Source organism: Glutamicibacter sp. TV12E (assembly GCF_052441935.1).
Classification (GTDB): domain Bacteria; phylum Actinomycetota; class Actinomycetes; order Actinomycetales; family Micrococcaceae; genus Glutamicibacter.
Genome location: NZ_JBQVVF010000001.1, coordinates 2,996,014 through 3,011,952, shown reverse-complemented (window position 1 = coordinate 3,011,952; position 15,939 = coordinate 2,996,014). Strand labels below are relative to the sequence as shown.

At 55.9% G+C, this 15,939-nt stretch carries 17 protein-coding genes and 1 tRNA gene; 9 read left to right on the top strand and 9 right to left on the bottom strand.

The window, feature by feature from the left end; all coding sequences use genetic code 11:
* Positions 1-58: 58 nt before the first annotated feature.
* Complete coding sequence (gene soxR / locus ACT7DV_RS14370) at positions 59-544, bottom strand: redox-sensitive transcriptional activator SoxR (RefSeq protein WP_444663559.1); 486 nt, start codon at positions 542-544, stop codon at positions 59-61.
* A gap of 135 nt (positions 545-679) precedes the next feature.
* Between soxR and ACT7DV_RS14365 the strand changes: the two genes are divergently transcribed.
* Entirely contained in the window at positions 680-1,183 is a 504-nt protein-coding gene (locus ACT7DV_RS14365; protein ID WP_444663557.1) for a flavin reductase family protein, read from the top strand.
* Positions 1,184-1,254: 71 nt separating this feature from the next.
* On the opposite strand, the gene ettA is transcribed toward ACT7DV_RS14365, so the two are convergent.
* From ettA to ACT7DV_RS14350, 3 genes are all read right to left on the bottom strand, one after another.
* Positions 1,255-2,937 carry an energy-dependent translational throttle protein EttA gene (gene ettA, locus ACT7DV_RS14360; protein WP_060701813.1) on the bottom strand — a complete coding sequence of 561 codons (1,683 nt, stop codon included), beginning with the start codon at positions 2,935-2,937 and terminating at the stop codon, positions 1,255-1,257.
* Positions 2,938-3,049: 112 nt separating this feature from the next.
* The gene (locus tag ACT7DV_RS14355) at positions 3,050-3,499 is read right to left on the bottom strand and encodes a single-stranded DNA-binding protein (protein WP_444663555.1); all 450 of its coding nucleotides are present in this window, start codon (positions 3,497-3,499) and stop codon (positions 3,050-3,052) included.
* Between the two features lie 76 nt (positions 3,500-3,575).
* Positions 3,576-4,412, bottom strand: coding sequence for a lysostaphin resistance A-like protein (locus tag ACT7DV_RS14350; RefSeq protein ID WP_444663553.1), 837 nt, complete (start codon positions 4,410-4,412; stop codon positions 3,576-3,578).
* 177 nt (positions 4,413-4,589) lie between these two features.
* On the opposite strand from ACT7DV_RS14350, the gene ACT7DV_RS14345 reads away from it, so the two are divergent.
* Positions 4,590-4,663, top strand: a tRNA-Arg gene (locus ACT7DV_RS14345).
* A gap of 1,195 nt (positions 4,664-5,858) precedes the next feature.
* Positions 5,859-6,890 carry an MFS transporter gene (locus ACT7DV_RS14340; protein ID WP_444663551.1) on the top strand — a complete coding sequence of 344 codons (1,032 nt, stop codon included), beginning with the start codon at positions 5,859-5,861 and terminating at the stop codon, positions 6,888-6,890.
* 11 nt (positions 6,891-6,901) lie between these two features.
* Here the strand turns inward: ACT7DV_RS14340 and ACT7DV_RS14335 are convergent, their stop codons facing one another.
* Positions 6,902-7,348 (bottom strand): Lrp/AsnC family transcriptional regulator, encoded by a 447-nt coding sequence (locus tag ACT7DV_RS14335; protein ID WP_060703400.1) that lies wholly within the window; start codon positions 7,346-7,348, stop codon positions 6,902-6,904.
* 156 nt (positions 7,349-7,504) lie between these two features.
* Here ACT7DV_RS14335 and ACT7DV_RS14330 point away from each other — a divergent pair, with 156 nt between their 5' ends.
* The 6 genes from ACT7DV_RS14330 (at position 7,505) to ACT7DV_RS14305 (ending at position 12,890) form a co-directional block, all read left to right on the top strand.
* Entirely contained in the window at positions 7,505-8,227 is a 723-nt protein-coding gene (locus tag ACT7DV_RS14330) for a LysE family translocator (RefSeq protein WP_146275284.1), read from the top strand.
* 149 nt (positions 8,228-8,376) lie between these two features.
* Positions 8,377-9,066 carry an energy-coupling factor ABC transporter ATP-binding protein gene (locus tag ACT7DV_RS14325; protein WP_257745205.1) on the top strand — a complete coding sequence of 230 codons (690 nt, stop codon included), beginning with the start codon at positions 8,377-8,379 and terminating at the stop codon, positions 9,064-9,066.
* Positions 9,051-9,674: an energy-coupling factor transporter transmembrane component T gene (locus tag ACT7DV_RS14320; protein WP_084793208.1), complete on the top strand. Its 624-nt coding sequence runs from the start codon at positions 9,051-9,053 to the stop codon at positions 9,672-9,674. The genes ACT7DV_RS14325 and ACT7DV_RS14320 overlap by 16 nt, the downstream gene beginning before the upstream one ends.
* 39 nt (positions 9,675-9,713) lie before the next feature.
* Positions 9,714-10,289: a biotin transporter BioY gene (locus ACT7DV_RS14315; RefSeq protein ID WP_444663547.1), complete on the top strand. Its 576-nt coding sequence runs from the start codon at positions 9,714-9,716 to the stop codon at positions 10,287-10,289.
* A 4-nt stretch (positions 10,290-10,293) separates the two neighbouring features.
* Positions 10,294-11,730: a class I adenylate-forming enzyme family protein gene (locus ACT7DV_RS14310; RefSeq protein ID WP_444663545.1), complete on the top strand. Its 1,437-nt coding sequence runs from the start codon at positions 10,294-10,296 to the stop codon at positions 11,728-11,730.
* Positions 11,727-12,890, top strand: coding sequence for a thiolase family protein (locus tag ACT7DV_RS14305; RefSeq protein WP_444663543.1), 1,164 nt, complete (start codon positions 11,727-11,729; stop codon positions 12,888-12,890). Before ACT7DV_RS14310 ends, ACT7DV_RS14305 begins: the two co-directional genes overlap by 4 nt.
* 18 nt (positions 12,891-12,908) lie before the next feature.
* Here the strand turns inward: ACT7DV_RS14305 and ACT7DV_RS14300 are convergent, their stop codons facing one another.
* The 4 genes from ACT7DV_RS14300 to sufD all read right to left on the bottom strand — a co-directional run bounded on the left by ACT7DV_RS14300 (position 12,909) and on the right by sufD (position 15,937).
* Positions 12,909-13,253: a metal-sulfur cluster assembly factor gene (locus ACT7DV_RS14300; RefSeq protein ID WP_444663541.1), complete on the bottom strand. Its 345-nt coding sequence runs from the start codon at positions 13,251-13,253 to the stop codon at positions 12,909-12,911.
* 228 nt (positions 13,254-13,481) lie between these two features.
* Positions 13,482-13,826: a metal-sulfur cluster assembly factor gene (locus ACT7DV_RS14295; protein ID WP_060701823.1), complete on the bottom strand. Its 345-nt coding sequence runs from the start codon at positions 13,824-13,826 to the stop codon at positions 13,482-13,484.
* Between the two features lie 10 nt (positions 13,827-13,836).
* A complete protein-coding gene (gene sufC / locus ACT7DV_RS14290) occupies positions 13,837-14,595 on the bottom strand; it encodes a Fe-S cluster assembly ATPase SufC (protein WP_060701824.1) in 759 nt (252 codons plus the stop codon).
* A gap of 61 nt (positions 14,596-14,656) precedes the next feature.
* Positions 14,657-15,937 carry a Fe-S cluster assembly protein SufD gene (gene sufD, locus ACT7DV_RS14285; protein WP_444663538.1) on the bottom strand — a complete coding sequence of 427 codons (1,281 nt, stop codon included), beginning with the start codon at positions 15,935-15,937 and terminating at the stop codon, positions 14,657-14,659.
* Between the last annotated feature and the right edge of the window lie 2 nt (positions 15,938-15,939).

Genomic DNA, 15,939 nt, shown 5'->3' with positions numbered 1-15,939 from the left:
ACAAGATGATTATCTGCGATTCGACTCGCGGCTCACCAGTTCAAGACGCCTATTCTTCTCAGTCTTCGGTATCAAGTCTTCGGGCTCCAGATCCTAGACGGGAAAGTTGATCTGCCGGGTTCAAGAGGCTGCATGCCTGCATGGATAAGCAGCCACAACCAATGCAGCCCATGAGGCGATTTTCTAGTTCTTCGATCGCTCGCCTGCGCGCTTCAAGGACAAGCTTCCACTGCGCGGTAGCCCGAATCCAGTCCTCTTCGGAGGGCAATCGATCCATCGGCACGGGAGCTAGTGCACTCTTAATGTCGCTGAGAGCAATGCCCAATTGCTTGCCAACAGTAATCAGTGAAATTCGGCGAAGCAGGTGCCGAGGATAACGTCGCTGGTTTCCTGCCGTACGCAATGAAGCAATTAGTCCGACCTCTTCATAGTAATGAAGCGCAGAGCGGGCCACACCGGTGCGTTCACTAACTTGGCCAATGGACAAAAGTTCCTCGGCCGGAACATCTTTTGGGCCTTCGTCTTGACTTGACGTGTGAATCATCACCCATCCTCTCCTTGACCTCAAGGTTACTTGAGGTCTTAGCCTTGAGGTATTCAGTATCGTTGGCGGGAGATCAAAATCTTCCGCGTCGCCCGCTGAGCAACGCATTTCACCTCAGCTTAAAGGAGCTACTTGATGAGCCAATTGTCAGATGAATTCCGTGCCGCATTCCGTCATCATCCAGCTGGCGTTGCACTCATTACCGCATCAGTGGACGAAATACCGTACGGATTGACGATTTCATCGTTGGCTTCCTTGTCGATAGATCCTGTTGCCGTCTCATTTTCTCTTGCAAAAGAATCGGGAGCCGCGGGCGCCGTACTGGCAGCACCAAGTTTCCTTATCCACATGCTCGGTGAAAAACATGAAGCTCTGGCGAATAATTTTGCACGGCCCGGCGCTCCCCGTTTCACGCCAGATCAGAACTTCCATTTGCTGCCTACCGGTGAACCGTACTTCGCAGATGCGCCCGTTGCTTTCAGGTCTACAATTCATTCTTCGGTGAGCGTCGGTGGCTCGCGATTGATAGCGGCAGAAGTTCACGACATTCTTCGCGGTGAAGAGCAGCAGCATCTGCTGCACCAGAACAGGGAGTATCTAAAGCTCTCCGGGCTGTTCGCTGCCATCCATCAGGACTGAATTTTCAGATCAGAATTGACCCCGGATACAGCTATGGCCGCCACAAGTGGCGGCCATAGCTGTATCTAGTCCTAGTCGCGGGTTAGACGGCGGTGGGTTACGCGATGCGGCTTCGCAGCATCAGCGCCCAAGCGCTCAATCTTGTTCGCTTCGTAGGACTCGAAGTTGCCTTCGAACCAGTACCAGTTCGAAGGGTTCTCCTCGGTGCCCTCGTAGGCCAAAATGTGCGTTGCAACTCGATCCAGGAACCAGCGATCGTGGGAGACCACGACAGCGCAACCCGGGAAATCAAGCAAAGCATTTTCCAGTGATGACAGGGTCTCAACGTCCAAGTCATTAGTTGGCTCATCGAGAAGCAACAGGTTGCCACCCTGCTTCAGGGTTAATGCCAGGTTCAAGCGGTTACGCTCACCACCGGAAAGCACGCCAGCCTTCTTTTGCTGATCTGGTCCCTTGAAGCCGAACGCTGAAACATAAGCACGCGACGGCATTTCAACCTGACCAACGTTGATGTAGTCCAGTCCGTCGGAAACTACTTCCCACAACGACTTGTTGGGGTCGATGTTCTCGCGGTTCTGGTCAACGTATGAGATCTTGACGGTTTCGCCGATCTTCAGCGAACCCCCATTCAGATCTTCCATGCCAACAATGGTCTTGAAGAGCGTCGACTTACCGACACCGTTCGGGCCAATTACGCCAACGATGCCGTTTCGTGGCAGCGAGAAGGACAGTCCGTCAATCAGAACGCGATCGCCGAAGCCCTTCTTCAGGTTGTCAGCTTCGATAACGACCTGGCCCAGACGAGGACCTGGCGGAATCTGGATTTCTTCGAAGTCCAACTTGCGGGTGCGCTCTGCTTCCGCTGCCATCTCTTCGTAACGAGCCAGACGAGCCTTCGACTTGGTCTGACGGCCCTTGGCATTCGAACGAACCCATTCGAGTTCTTCAGCCAGTCGCTTGGCAAGCTTCTGGTCCTTCTTGCCTTGAACCTCCATGCGTTCGCGCTTCTTCTCCAGGTAGGTGGAGTAGTTGCCTTCGTATGGGTGGAGGCGACCGCGGTCAACTTCACAGATCCATTCGGCGACGTGGTCCAAGAAGTAGCGGTCGTGGGTAACAGCAAGGACTGCGCCTGGGTAGGCAGCTAGGTGCTGCTCCAACCAGAGCACAGATTCTGCGTCCAAGTGGTTGGTTGGTTCGTCAAGAAGCAGCAAATCTGGTTTCTGCAGCAACAGCTTGCACAAGGCAACGCGTCGACGTTCACCACCGGATAGGTGCGTGACCATTTCGTCGCCTGGTGGACAGCGCAATGCGTCCATCGCCTGTTCAAGCTGATTGTCGATGTCCCAAGCGTCAGCCGCGTCAATAGCTTCCTGAAGCTTGCCCATCTCGTCAAGCAGAGCGTCGAAGTCGGCTCCTTCTTGAGCCATCTCTTCTGAAATCTCGTTAAAGCGCGTGATCTTCTCGTAGATCTCGCCAACGCCTTCCTGGACATTGCCCAAGACGGTCTTTTCTTCGTTCAGCGGTGGCTCCTGCATCAGGATGCCTACCGAATATCCTGGCGAGAGTCGTGCCTCGCCGTTGGACGGGGTATCGAGACCCGCCATGATCTTTAAGATCGTTGACTTACCAGCACCGTTCGGTCCCACAACACCAATTTTGGCGCCTGGGAAGAACGACATACTGACATTGTCAAGGATGACTTTGTCACCAACGGCCTTACGAGCCTTGGTCATCGTATAAATGAATTCCGCCATGCTCTTAAGGCTAGTCGGTGACAGGGGTCAATTCCGAATTCTCAGCTAACTATTTTGGTTGGCGGTGTCCGGTTTCATATGAATGAGCCGAACATCATCAACCATCTCAAAATCAAGCCGCCTGATCGGTGCCTTTTGGCCAACTTGCATCGGACTCCGTTGAACCCTCTTGGTGAACTTTACGGTCCACCTCTGCCATGTCAGTGCGAACCCGGGTGAAGGAGCTTATGCCGAATCGTAAATCATGACCGATGCTATAGGCCTCAATATCCGCACTATTGCCCTTCGTTCCATCCGCGCGTTCAAATTCACGGATCTGGAGCTTTCCGAAAATCATGACATGGTCACCTTGCACCAGTGACTCCATGGTGTTTTCAGCCAATCCACGAAATGCGCTGATGGAGTACCAATTCGTGGGCCCATCGACCCATTGACCCGACTCCTGGTCCCTCTTTCGCTCATGTGTTGCAACGCGAAATTTTAATACGGACACACCCTTTGAAGTCACGCTTAATTGTGGATCCGTGCCGACAATTGCACGGATAGTCACCTGATCACTCACGAGTACCTACTCCTTAGATTCCCTACGCCGAGGACTCTTCTCGGCGTTGGTTCCCATATTGCAGCGAGACTCAGAGCTAGTTTTCGAGGTTCTGACGAACTGTGGAGATTGATTCTGGAACCTGTGATCGAATCGCGCCTCCCAGTAGGATCACTGCAATGACTACTCCTGGGAGAATCCAGCCAGTCCATCCCAGGATTGACGATTCCGTTGAGTCCATCGATGCGCCGAGGGTCATAAAAAGTGAGGTCAAACCTACACTGGCGTTAAACACACCGTGCGCCAATGCGGCTGGCCAAACCGACTCGCTGTACGAACGAATCCAGCCGAGGAATGCGCCGAGCACTATGCAGACTCCGCACATTGCAATGACTCCCCATCCAGGGGACATTGGGTAGTTATAGCCAAGAAGGATCAGAGGTGCGTGCCAGAAACCCCAAATAACACCCGACAAAACAATTGCCACCAATTTTCCCGACGGCACCAGCCGCGGCCAAAGCCAACCGCGCCAGCCGACTTCTTCGCCTATCGCAAGGAGTGCGTTGGCCAGCCCTGCAAGGACAATGAGTAAGGCTTGATCTGCAAGATAGAGCACTGGGCCTTTAGTCCCGGCGACGAAATTCAGGAGTGTGAAGTTCTGGAGATCGCCAGGAAAGACCCCCAGCCACGTACCGACGATGGGCGCTTGAACAACCAATGCAATGGGAATCAGCAACGCAAGAAGGACTGACACGAGAAATCGTATCGACCGCTTTAACGGCCATATGCCTGTGTCACGCAGGAACTTGGACCCGCGACGTTCGAGGAGAGATATAACCAAAGCAGCTGCGGCAGGAGTGAACATCATGAGGGATGCGATCATGGTGAAGCTCGGTTCGTTGAGCCCTTTGCCCAACCACAAGGGAGTCGCCACACACCAGGCGAGTATTAGGCTCAGTCCAACGAAGCATACGACACTCAGGCGACTGCCATATTTCAATCTCAGCAACCTAAGTACCCCTAGCCAGCGTTCTATGTTGAAGGATGCTTCCACCCTACCGACTTCAAGTCGAATTTTCGGCGAGCGATAAGCTAAACTATTTTCGGTTATGCCTCCGTAGCTCAGCTGGATAGAGCAAGAGCCTTCTAATCTCTAGGTCGTGGGTTCGAATCCCGCCGGGGGCACGAAAACAAAAACCGCTGTTCACTTGGTAAAATAAGTGAATGGCGGTTCTTTTTTATGCCGGTTCTCGCGAGATTTCAAGCGTTTACACCACAACAACACCACATTTTTTGTTTCAGGCTCCCCGGCTCAGGCGCCCCTTCCGCTTCCCTGCCGGCGAGATGATATTGAATTCCGGCTCCGGATCAGGCAATCAATGATCAGTGAGCTTCGTCGCCGCATCATCATGCATATCGCCCAGCATCTGTTGCCGCTTCGAAAGCACTGCCACGTGGGACCATCCGATGCTCTCCATGGCCACCCGCGATTCAGGTCCGAGCAAAAGCAGCCTCGCTGCTGCCGTATGCCTACTACCGTGAGATCGCCCCACCGGAACACCAGACCAGGACTGAAACTCTTCCATGGCTGCCGGCCATGCCGGTAATCAATCGATCGGGCATCCGGGCGACGGCAACTGATCTGAATCGACGCACTACGCATGCCTCCTGGGCTCGTCAAAAACTGGTAAAGAATCCGCTGGTACACGTTGAATGGCAAGTCGAACTGCCCAGGCGCCCGCAGCCGGCGCCCGAAACGCAACCATGCTGACATGGAACTGCGCCCTCCCAGTTAGGGTGCAGGATTCCCTCCGGAGCGATATTTCAAGAACCGCTGCTTGCCTGCTCTTGCTCGTAGATGGCGCTTTTCTCCGATTTGCAATGGTTGAATCCTGGCGCGGATACAGCGGACATCCCCCTACCCATTCGGATGAAGACGTTGTTTTCAAGGCAGCAACGGCAGCCTTCAAACAATGCCCCATTGGCTGAGTCCGGCCGCCGGTGCCCTCGGTTCAGATTCAGAGCCCTCGACACGGGCACGTCTGGTGAGAAATGCTCTTCGGATCCCATTTCCTATGCGCGACCTGAGTAAGACCGACACATCACCGCTGAATGTCACCCAAGGTTAACTGACTAGTAACTTGGTTGACGAGATTGCGATAAACTCTAGGAAATATAGAAACCAAGGGAAAACAGGGAATACTGTCAGATGACCCAACCGGTCGCCATTAGAGCGCGACACCTGCCCACAGAACGCACCAGTATAAATTTAATATTCCTGCTTGCGGGATTATCGTTCGCTTCCTGGGCAGGGAGGCTGTCGATCATTGATGATGTCCTCGGATTCTCGGGTCTCGGCCTCGGTTCATTTCTCCTCTGCATGACTTTGGGTACCTTGATCGGCTTGTCGGTGATTCCGCTGATTAGCAAATACATCCCAACCAAGCGCCTCCTTTGCATTCTGCCGCTCGGGCTTGCTCTTTGCCTGCCGGTCCTTGGCGTAGCGATTTCATTTGCGGAGAGCACTTGGCTTGCCTATCTGGCGCTCTTCATCAACGGAATCATTTTCGGATGCCTGGACATCATGATGAACGTCAGCGGCGCCCGGATCGAACGCCAATTCGGGCGTAGCATCATGCCATCCCTGCACGGCTTTTTCAGCTTGGGATCGCTGTTAGGCGCAGGATTGGCTACAGCTACGATCGCTATGCAAGTACGCAGCATCTGGCACTTTGCGTTCGTTTCAGTACTGATCATCGCCCTTGCCTTTATCGCCCACCTTGGCCTTTCGGACTGGGACAACGAAAACTTCACTGAGAGAGCCAAGGCCGCTGCGGAAGAGCGACCGCAGGGACTGCGCAACCTTGGACTACTGCTGCTGCTTGGCCTGATGGTGGCCGGCCTCAGCTTCACCGAAGGCGCGGCCAACGATTGGATCGCGGTAGCCTCGGTAAGCGGTCATGGGCTGGAACACGAGACGGGCGCGCTGATGTTCACCCTCTTCGTGGGAGCCATGACCGTCGGACGCTTCCTTGGGGGCCATCTGGTTGACATGATGGGGCACAAGTACACCCTCTTGCTCATGGGCTCGATAGGGTTGCTGGGTGTCACATTGTTCATCATTGGTTCAACCCCGTTTTCCATCGGGCTGGGCTCTGCGATGTGGGGGCTGGGCAGTTCACTTGGGTTCCCTGTGGGAATGAGCATTGCAGCATCCCGTTCGGTGAGGCTGGGACCCAAGGCAGTGAGTATCATCAGCGCTTTCGGCTACGGAGCAATGCTCGGCGGCCCACCGCTGATTGGTTTTATCGTTGATGAAGTCGGGCTCCCCCGGGCCTTGTGGATTTGCGCTGCAGTCCTCGTAGTGTCCCTGCTGCTAACACCGCGAGTTAGCCGTCGCCCACGGCCATAAGCACACCCGCTCTAGACCGGTAGTACAGCTCGCTCTTTGATGTTGCGCATGACGATGGTGCTGGTGAGCTTCTCCACGCCCGGCAGTTCGACCAGCACTTCATCATAAACACGCTGGTAGTGGCTCAAATCCTCGGCAAAAACCCGCAACAGGAAGTCGGGTTCGCCAAATAGCCGCTGCGCATCGACAATCAATTCTTCACGTTCGACTGCCATCTCGAACTCTTTGAGCTGGGCGCGGTCCTTGAGCGTAGCGAAAACCAAGGCTTCAAAGCCGAGCCCGATTCGCTCAGGGGCGATCACAGCTTGATATCCAGCAATCACGCCCGAGCGCTCAAGTTCGCGGATACGCCGATGGCACGGAGCCACGGACAAGCCAATTTTGGCTGCCAGAGCTGTAGCGCTGATGCGTCCGTCAAGTTGCAATTCAGCAAGTATTGCACGGTCCAAGTCATCCATGAACTTAGCGTACAGCACAAATATATTGCGCTGTTTTCGAGAAGTGCATAATTATTTTGCGCCCATCTCCACTTTTAGCCAAAAACAGACAAACACATTTGGGGTTATTTTTCCTAGGCTTGAGGTAACGCAACTTGTTCCACAGAAGGTTGGATAATGGATTTCGCCCAGCTCACATCTTTTCTCCTGATCTCAGTCACCTTGGCGTGCACGCCAGGAGCTGATTGGGCGTACATCATTTCCTCTGCCTTGAGGAAGCAAACCTACCAGCCCGCCGTCTGGGGACTGCTTTCGGGCTATCTCGTCCATACAGCGTTGCTGGTATGCGGGATCGCCGCGCTCGTGGCCAGTTCGCCAACTATGCTGATGTGGCTGACCGCGGCAGGATCCATCTACTTGCTCTGGCTTGGAATTTCCACGCTTCGGTCCTGCAAGAAGGCGACATTCTTCAGCGAACCTGCAGGCCCATCCGCCGATGAGATCTCCCACCGAGAGCTGGACGCGACAACCGAAACACGGAGCGCTGCGAGCGCAGGTGTCGCCCTGCTCCCTATGGCCGAGCAAACGATCCCGGCTCGCACCTCGTTTTTCAAGGGCCTACTAACCAGCGGAACAAACCCCAAAGCCCTGTTGTTGTACGTCGCGCTCATCCCCCAATATCTGGATGCATCGCTGCCCATGCCGATGCCAGTTCAAACGGGCATCCTCGGATTGACCCACTTTGGCGTATCCATTGCCGTATACTTCGCGGTTGCCTTGGCCGCTCGCGCCTTGCTCCGATCAAGGCCTCTTGCAGCTCGCATTGTGACGTTGCTTTCCGGGATCATCATGGTGCTGCTGTCTCTCGGTTTGATGTTCGATCAATTTTTCGCCGCATAGCTACTTCATTGAACACCGATCAAGACAATTGAACAGTGATCAAGTATGCTCTTAACCGATGGCGATTCAACCATCGATAGAGTTGGCCTAGGCGAGGCAGTTTTCGTTGCTGAGCAATAATGAGCCCTGAGCATCGCGCTGGAGCACTTGTGGATCTACCGTCAATCCGATTGGAGAACGTCTCCGTTCGCTACGACGATCGGGCAGTACTCCGGGACGTCAGCATCAGTCTCGACGAACAACGCATTGGCGTGATTGGCGCCAACGGGGCAGGCAAAAGCACCTTGTCCCGTTTGCTCAATGGGCTTGTGCTGCCAACCGACGGGGCCGTCCATGTCGGAGGGCTGAACACCAGGCAGCATTCCAAGCAGATCAGGCGGGAAGTTGGGTTTGTCTTCCAGAATCCTGCCAATCAGATCATCATGCCCATCGTTTCCGACGATATCGCGTTTGGCCTGAAGAACTTGTCTCTGCCCAAATCCGAGCGGCAACAACGCGTTGCCGAGACTCTGGACGAATTGAATATTTCGCATCTGGCGGATCGCGAGAGCCATACGCTCTCGGGTGGCGAACAGCAAATGGTGGCACTCGCTTCGGTATTGGCAATGCAGCCGCGCACTATCGTCTTCGACGAACCAACAACGATGCTGGATCTGCGCAATCGGCTGGCCTTTCAGCGTGAAATCGCCAGGCTATCCCAACGTGCGATCGTCGTGACACACGACTTGGAAATTCTTGAGGATTTCGAACGCGTCCTCGTGATCACCGATGGAACGATCGCGTTTGATGGGGATCCCGCCGAAGCGATAGCTCATTACCGGCAATGGAGCCACGCATGATCGCCGCCAATAACTCGTCGTACCTTGCACGAATCAAGCCCGGATGGAAGTTCGGTGCCCTGCTGGTTCTGAGCATAGCGCTGTATCTGATCACTTCGTGGATAGTTCTGTTGGCGCTGTTCATCGCAAGTGCCGGGTTGTTGCTCTCAGCTCGCGTTGACCCAAAACAGCTTCGTTTGCCGCTGATCTCGATCACCGTCATCCTCGGTATTGTTTTTGTTCTGCTCGGGATTCAAACCGACTGGCTTAACGCGTTGCGCTCGGTCCTGCGGCTGCTGACCATGTGCCTTCTTGCGTACTCGGTCAGCCTCACGACAAAATTTGAAGCCATGCTGGAGCTCTTTCAGCAAGTCGCTTCTCCCATTCGTTTCGTGGGCGGGAATCCAGCGCAAATTGCCTTGGCTTTTTCGATGACCATTCGCTTCATTCCAGAACTTAAAAAGGTGTACGTAGAAGTTCGCGAAGCCCAGCACGCTCGCGGATTGGCCAACAATCCACTGGCGGTGACCGTGCCGCTGGTCATCAGGTCATTGAAAATTGCTGAAGAAACAGCCGAGGCATTAGATGCCCGTGGCTATGATTCAGACCCAGCACCCCATCAGCGCTGAACCTCACCAGCATCACACTCGCAACATCAAGGAACCCCAATGTCTCGGAATTCTTCTTCGCAAACCAAAAACACGGTTTACGTTGCCCTCTTCGCCGCAATGATCGCAGCAATGGGCCTGCTTCCCCCTATCACCGTGGGCATCATTCCTGTGCCAATTACCCTGCAAACACTGGGCGTCATGCTGGCCGGAGCGCTTCTGGGACCGTGGCGCGGGGCCATGTCCTCGCTGGTCGTCGTGGTCCTTGCCGTTGCCGGCCTGCCCTTGCTTTCAGGTGGACGCGGCGGGCTGGGAGTGTTGCTCGGCCCCACCGGTGGTTACCTCGTCGGCTGGGTATTCGGTTCACTGGTTATTGGCCTGCTCTTCAAGTACTGGGTTCTTCGCAGGAGTGGAAATGCAACGCGATTGCTTGCAGGACTTGCTTCCGTCGTCATCGGCGGAATCGGTGTTATCTACTTATGTGGCGTCCCTTGGACCGCGGCGGTTACGGGTCTTGACCTTGGCACGTCACTCATTGGATCAGCCGCTTTCCTCCCTGGAGACTTGTTCAAGGCTGTTGTTACGACGCTTGTCGCTCTCACCGTTCACCGCAGTTACCGCGGGCTAATGAGCTAGCAGCATGGACTTTTGGCATACCCTTGCGAGCTGGGCAGATCGCTGGCCAAACAAGCCTGCGGTGATCTCTCCCCGTGGCGAGTTGTACTATGCCCAGCTCGCAGGGCGCGCCCAGCATCTTGCTGGTACTTTGCACCAACTAGCGCAGCAGCGCGTTGGCATTCTGACCAGCGACCCGATCACGATGGCTGTTGCCTTTCACGGCGCAGCCCTGGCGGGAAAGACCTTAGTTGTCCTGGATCCAGCATGGCCGGCAGCCTTGCTTCATTCGATGATCAGAACCCTCAATTGCAGCCACGTGATGGCAAATGATGTCCTCGAACTCGCCCCGCGAATCCCGGCGACTACCCTAAGGATCTCGGATACATCCGATGCAGGGCCATGGGTTGCGCACCAGCAATCCGATGACCGGGAACTTCTCATCATCTGCACTTCGGGAACCACCTCCCGGCCCAAAGCCATCATCAGGAACGCGGCATCATGGCAGGACTCCGTGGCAAGCGGAGCCTGCGTCCTGAAAGCCACGGAAGAAGCCACTACCTTGTCCCCCGGGCCAATTTCGCACGGTCTTGGCCTCTACTCGCTGATCGAGTCCATTCATACCGGTGGAACATTTGTGGGCACCGGACGATGGAGCGCTCAAGACACCAGATCCCTGCTAGGACGCGTTAGGTGCAACCGAGTAGTCAGCGTGCCGACCATACTTGACCGGCTCCTTGCCCATGTTGAAGCCGAACTGCTATCGACGATCCGCTGGGTCGTCAGTGGCGGTGAATCACTAGCTGCGCCGCTCGTTGCACGCCTTCATGCCTTGCCCGCGCTTGACTCCTGCGTCGAGTACTTCGGTAGCAGCGAACATAGCCTCATCGCCTACTCTTATCGAGAACCCGATGAAAAAAACGGGGGCAGTTTTTCAGGCCGGCTTTTCCCAGGCGTTTCAATTCACCTGCATGACGTCGATCCGGATACGGGAATTGGCACCGTCTACGTGGACAGCCCTTTTAACGCGACCGGCTATGACCCGCAAACGGCACCACCCATCGCCCGGTGCAACAATTCGACCAGCATTCTGGACCGGGCCATCCAATCCGCCGATCAACGCACTACCTTCATCCGCCGCGACGATGGCATGCTGAATCTGCATGGCAACAACATTCACCCATCGGAACTGCACGATGTACTCTCGAAGTTGAATGTTCATGAAGCAAAAATTCGTGTCGAAAGCATAATGGGTGAACTGCGCCTGGTCGCGTACGTCCGCTCCCCCGTTCTCGAGCGTGAAATTCTCCAAAATGCCTTTGCTAAGCAACTGCCGATTTTCAAGATGCCACACGAGGTCATCTTTTTGGAAGACTGGCCCCAGGCCTTTAGCGGCAAAACGTCTGTCGCGCACTTGGCGGATGATGCCCCAGAAATAGTCAAGAGAATACGATTACGATGAATAACGCCTATGTGAATGGTGCGCTTCGCACGCCAATTGTGCGAGCCGGCAAGGAATACGCACGGATCAGCGCCGACAAGCTTCTCGCCCCCTTGCTCACAGCCCTATTGGAAAGGACAGGGCTAAGCCCGGACAAAGTCGATCATGTGTATCTGGGCAATGCTGCCGGGCCTGGAGGAAACATTGCCCGCGTTGCGGCACTTGCATCAGCATTGCCTCAAACGGTGAGCGCTACCAGCATGGATGCCCAGTGTGCCAGTGGGCTGGAGGCCATCGCTGCTGGTGCCCGAATGATTCGCTGTGGTGAGGCAGACATCGTTCTAGCTGGCGGAGTCGAGTCGGTCAGCACCGCTCCCTGGAGGGTTGAGAAGCAAGAATCGGTCACAAGTCCGCCCAGGCTGTATTCGCGTGCAAGGTTCACTCCAGCTCCCGACGCCGATCCCGATATGGGTGTCGCGGCAGAAAACATCGCTGCCCGACTCGGAATCAGCCGGGAACGCCAAGATGCCTTCGCTTTGCAAAGCCACACAAGAGCCATAGGGGCCCAGGCAGAAGGACTGTTCCACGATGAGTTGCTGCCGGTAAACACGTCAACGGGACTCATTGCCCAGGACACCTGCCCTCGACCTTCGCTCACCCCAAGAAAGCTGGCGGCCCTCAAGCCAGCTTTTGTGGAGGGCGGGAGCGTCACAGCGGGAAATTCATGCCCTGTCAACGATGGTGCTGCCGCTGTGCTGATTGTGAGCGAAAAGGTGCTGCAGGGTATGAACCCGGCATTCGCGTTGAGGTACCTGTCTTCGGCATCTGGCGCGTGCGATCCCGAGATTCTTGGCATGGCCGCCGTACCGGCCTATCAGAAGCTGACAAGGATGCTGGGCAGCGACCAGCCAGTTCATGAGCCCTTGATTGAATTCAATGAAGCTTTCGCCGTGCAGGCGTTGGCTTGCCTCGAAGAGCTGGGCATCGATTCAACCACAGTGAATCGTCAAGGTGGTGCACTGGCGCTGGGTCATCCCTATGGGGCAAGTGGCGCCATATTGACCACAAGGCTGTATTGGCAGGCAAGCAAACTTCGCCTTCCTGGCCAGCGGGCCCTGGCGCTGATGGCAGCTGCTGGCGGAACCGGAAGCGCCATCGCCTTCGAGTCCGTTGTTTCTTGACGTCGAGCGGTTTCGACCCTAGATATTAAAACCTAGTGCCCGCATCTGCTCACGCCCTTCGCCGGTGATGCGTTCTGGGCCCCATGGCGGGCTCCACACCCAATTTATGTGATGTACGGTGACAAGATTTTTCAGGGCTTGGCTGATTTGCTCTTCGAGGATGTCCGTGAGCGGGCACGCTGGCGTTGTCAGTGTCATATCGATTTCAAGCACGGCACCTTCAACGAAACGCAAGGCATAAACGAGTCCCAGGTCAACGATATTGACACCAAGTTCTGGGTCGATAACGTCCTTGAGTGCCTCCGCTATCTCGCCTATGGGGCGTGCGATCTTACTGTTTGCAGTTGCTGCTGTTTCGCTCATCAACGACTCCACCTATCGTTCTAAGGTTCCCCTAATTCTATTAAACGAAACTACAGTCACGTTTTTGCTTCTAACGCCAATCGGAGTCTCGTTGCGTTGGGAAACCGGCCAGGTGTGATCGTTCATGTTGGCTCAGCCTTGGCGGGCCAAGACCGGATAATTTAAAACACGAAAGGCCACCTCCATCCAGGGCGGATGAAAGCAGCCATTCGTGTTGATTTGTCGAGCTTAGATGTTGAAGCCGAGGGCTCGCATCTGATCGCGGCCATCGTCGGTAATGCGTTCCGGACCCCATGGCGGCATCCAGACCCAATTCAGGCGGTGGTCATCCACGACGCTCTCCAACGCCTTGGCTACCTGCTCCTCGATAATATCGGTGAGTGGGCAAGCCGCGGTGGTCAGGGTGAGGTCCAGCAGCAGTACGCCGTCTTCTGCGTACTTCAAGCCGTAGAGCAGCCCCAAGTCGACGATGTTGACGCCGAGCTCCGGGTCGATAACGTCCTTTAGCGCTTCCTCAACATCTTCCAGCGGAGTCGAGACGGCTCCCTGGCTCTGTTCGGTTGATTCACTCATGAAATTACCTTTAGGCCTTGACGTTCAAGTAGCGGTCGTAGCCTTCTTCTTCCAGGCGGTCAGCCAGTTCCGGGCCGCCCTGTTCAGCGACACGGCCGTCAACGAACACGTGCACGAACTCTGGCTTGATGTAGCGCAGGATGCGGGTGTAGTGGGTGATCAGCAAGGTGCCCATGTCGTTCTCGGCCTGGGCGCGGTTAACGCCCTCGGAGACGACCTTCAGCGCGTCAACGTCCAGGCCGGAGTCGGTCTCGTCGAGAACCGCGAACTTTGGCTTGAACAATTCGAGCTGAAGGATCTCAACACGCTTCTTCTCGCCGCCCGAGAAACCTTCGTTGACGTTACGGCCAGCGAAGTCGGCATCGATCTTCAGCTTGCCCATGGCTTCCTTGACGTCCTTGGTCCAGGTGCGTAGCTTCGGAGCTTCTCCGTCGATTGCGGTCTTGGCGGTGCGCAGGAAGTTGGTCATGGTTACGCCTGGCACCTCGACTGGGTACTGCATAGCCAGGAACAGGCCGGCCTTGGCACGCTCGTCAACGCTCATCTCCAGAACATCTTCACCATCGAGGGTGATGCTGCCGGAGGTGACGGTGTAGCGCGGGTGGCCAGCGATGGTCGAAGCCAAGGTCGACTTGCCCGAACCGTTGGGGCCCATGATTGCGTGGGTCTCGCCGGTGTTGATGGTGAGAGTTACACCCTTGAGAATTTCCTTCTCGCCCTGCTCGGTTTCAATCGAGACGTGCAGGTCCTTGATTTCCAGAGTAGACATACGTCGATCCGTTTCTTTCTAAAAAGCTCTGAGGCTAAAAAGCTGGTGAAGCGAGCACTACCTAGTTCTCGGTAGCAGCCAATTCTTCTTCGATGGTGTCGGTCAGTCGCTCCTGCAGAGCTTCGTCGCCGATTTGCTGAACGATCTCGTTCAGGAAGCCGCGGACTACCAAGCGGCGGGCGGTCTTTTCATCGATACCGCGAGCCATCAGGTAGAACAGGTGCTCATCGTCGAAACGACCGGTGGTCGATGCGTGTCCGGCACCATCAATCAGGCCGGTTTCGATTTCAAGGTTTGGAACCGAATCGGCGCGTGCGCCGTCAGTCAGCACCAGGTTGCGGTTAGCTTCGTAGGAATCGGTGCCAACAGCGTCCTTCTGGATCAGCACATCGCCAACCCAGACGGTGTGCGCGTCCTTGCCCTGCAGCGCGCCCTTGTACAGAACATTCGACTTGCAGTTGGCCACGGCGTGGTCAACGAACAAGCGGTGCTCCAGGTGCTGCCCAGCGTCGGCGAAGTACAGGCCGTACAGCTCGATTTCCGCGCGTTCGCCGGTGAAGCGAGCCGATGGGTTCACGCGAACCAGGTCGCCACCGAAGGAAACTGCGATGTGCTTGAACGATGCGCCCTGGGCGACAAGAGCCTGCTGCGAGGACGCATGCACTGCGTCATCTTCCCAAGCCTGCAGGGACACGACGGTCAAGCGAGCGTTGGCACGAACGTCGAATTCAACGTTCTGGGCCAGTACTGCCGAACCAACATGGTCCAGGACCACGGTGGCTTCCGAGTTTTCCTCAGCCACAACGATCAGGTGCTGAGCTGCTGGAGCCAGCGAATCACCGGTGATGCGAACGCTGGCGTTGGCACCCTCGGCGTTCTTGGGAATGGTCAGCACCTGGGTCTCGGAAGCGAACTTCCAAGCGTTGGCCGAAACACGGTCGTCCGGGGTGTGCGCAACGCCGTTCAGCGCGTCATCTGCCGACACGACAGACAAAGTAGCGATGCCGTTGCCGGTCAGCTCGACCTTGGGAGCTGCGCCAGTGAGCTCGTCACTGTGCAGGCCCTTCAGCCGCTTGAGCGGGGTGAAGCGCCAATCTTCTTCGCGACCGGTCAGCTTGGCGAAATCCTCAACGTTGGTGCTGGTCAAGCGACCGGCACGCGAGGAATCCGGCACGCCAACGCCGCCGCCATGGCTGTGCGCCTTGGCCGACGCTCCGCCCAGGGGCGAATTGTCGTTGTCGTTGATCGGCGAAAGGTCTTCGCCCTCTTCGGTGAAACCAGGGATGGACGGAGCGCCGATGCGCACCTTCTCATCTGGGATATGGGTGGTGGTCTCCGACATTC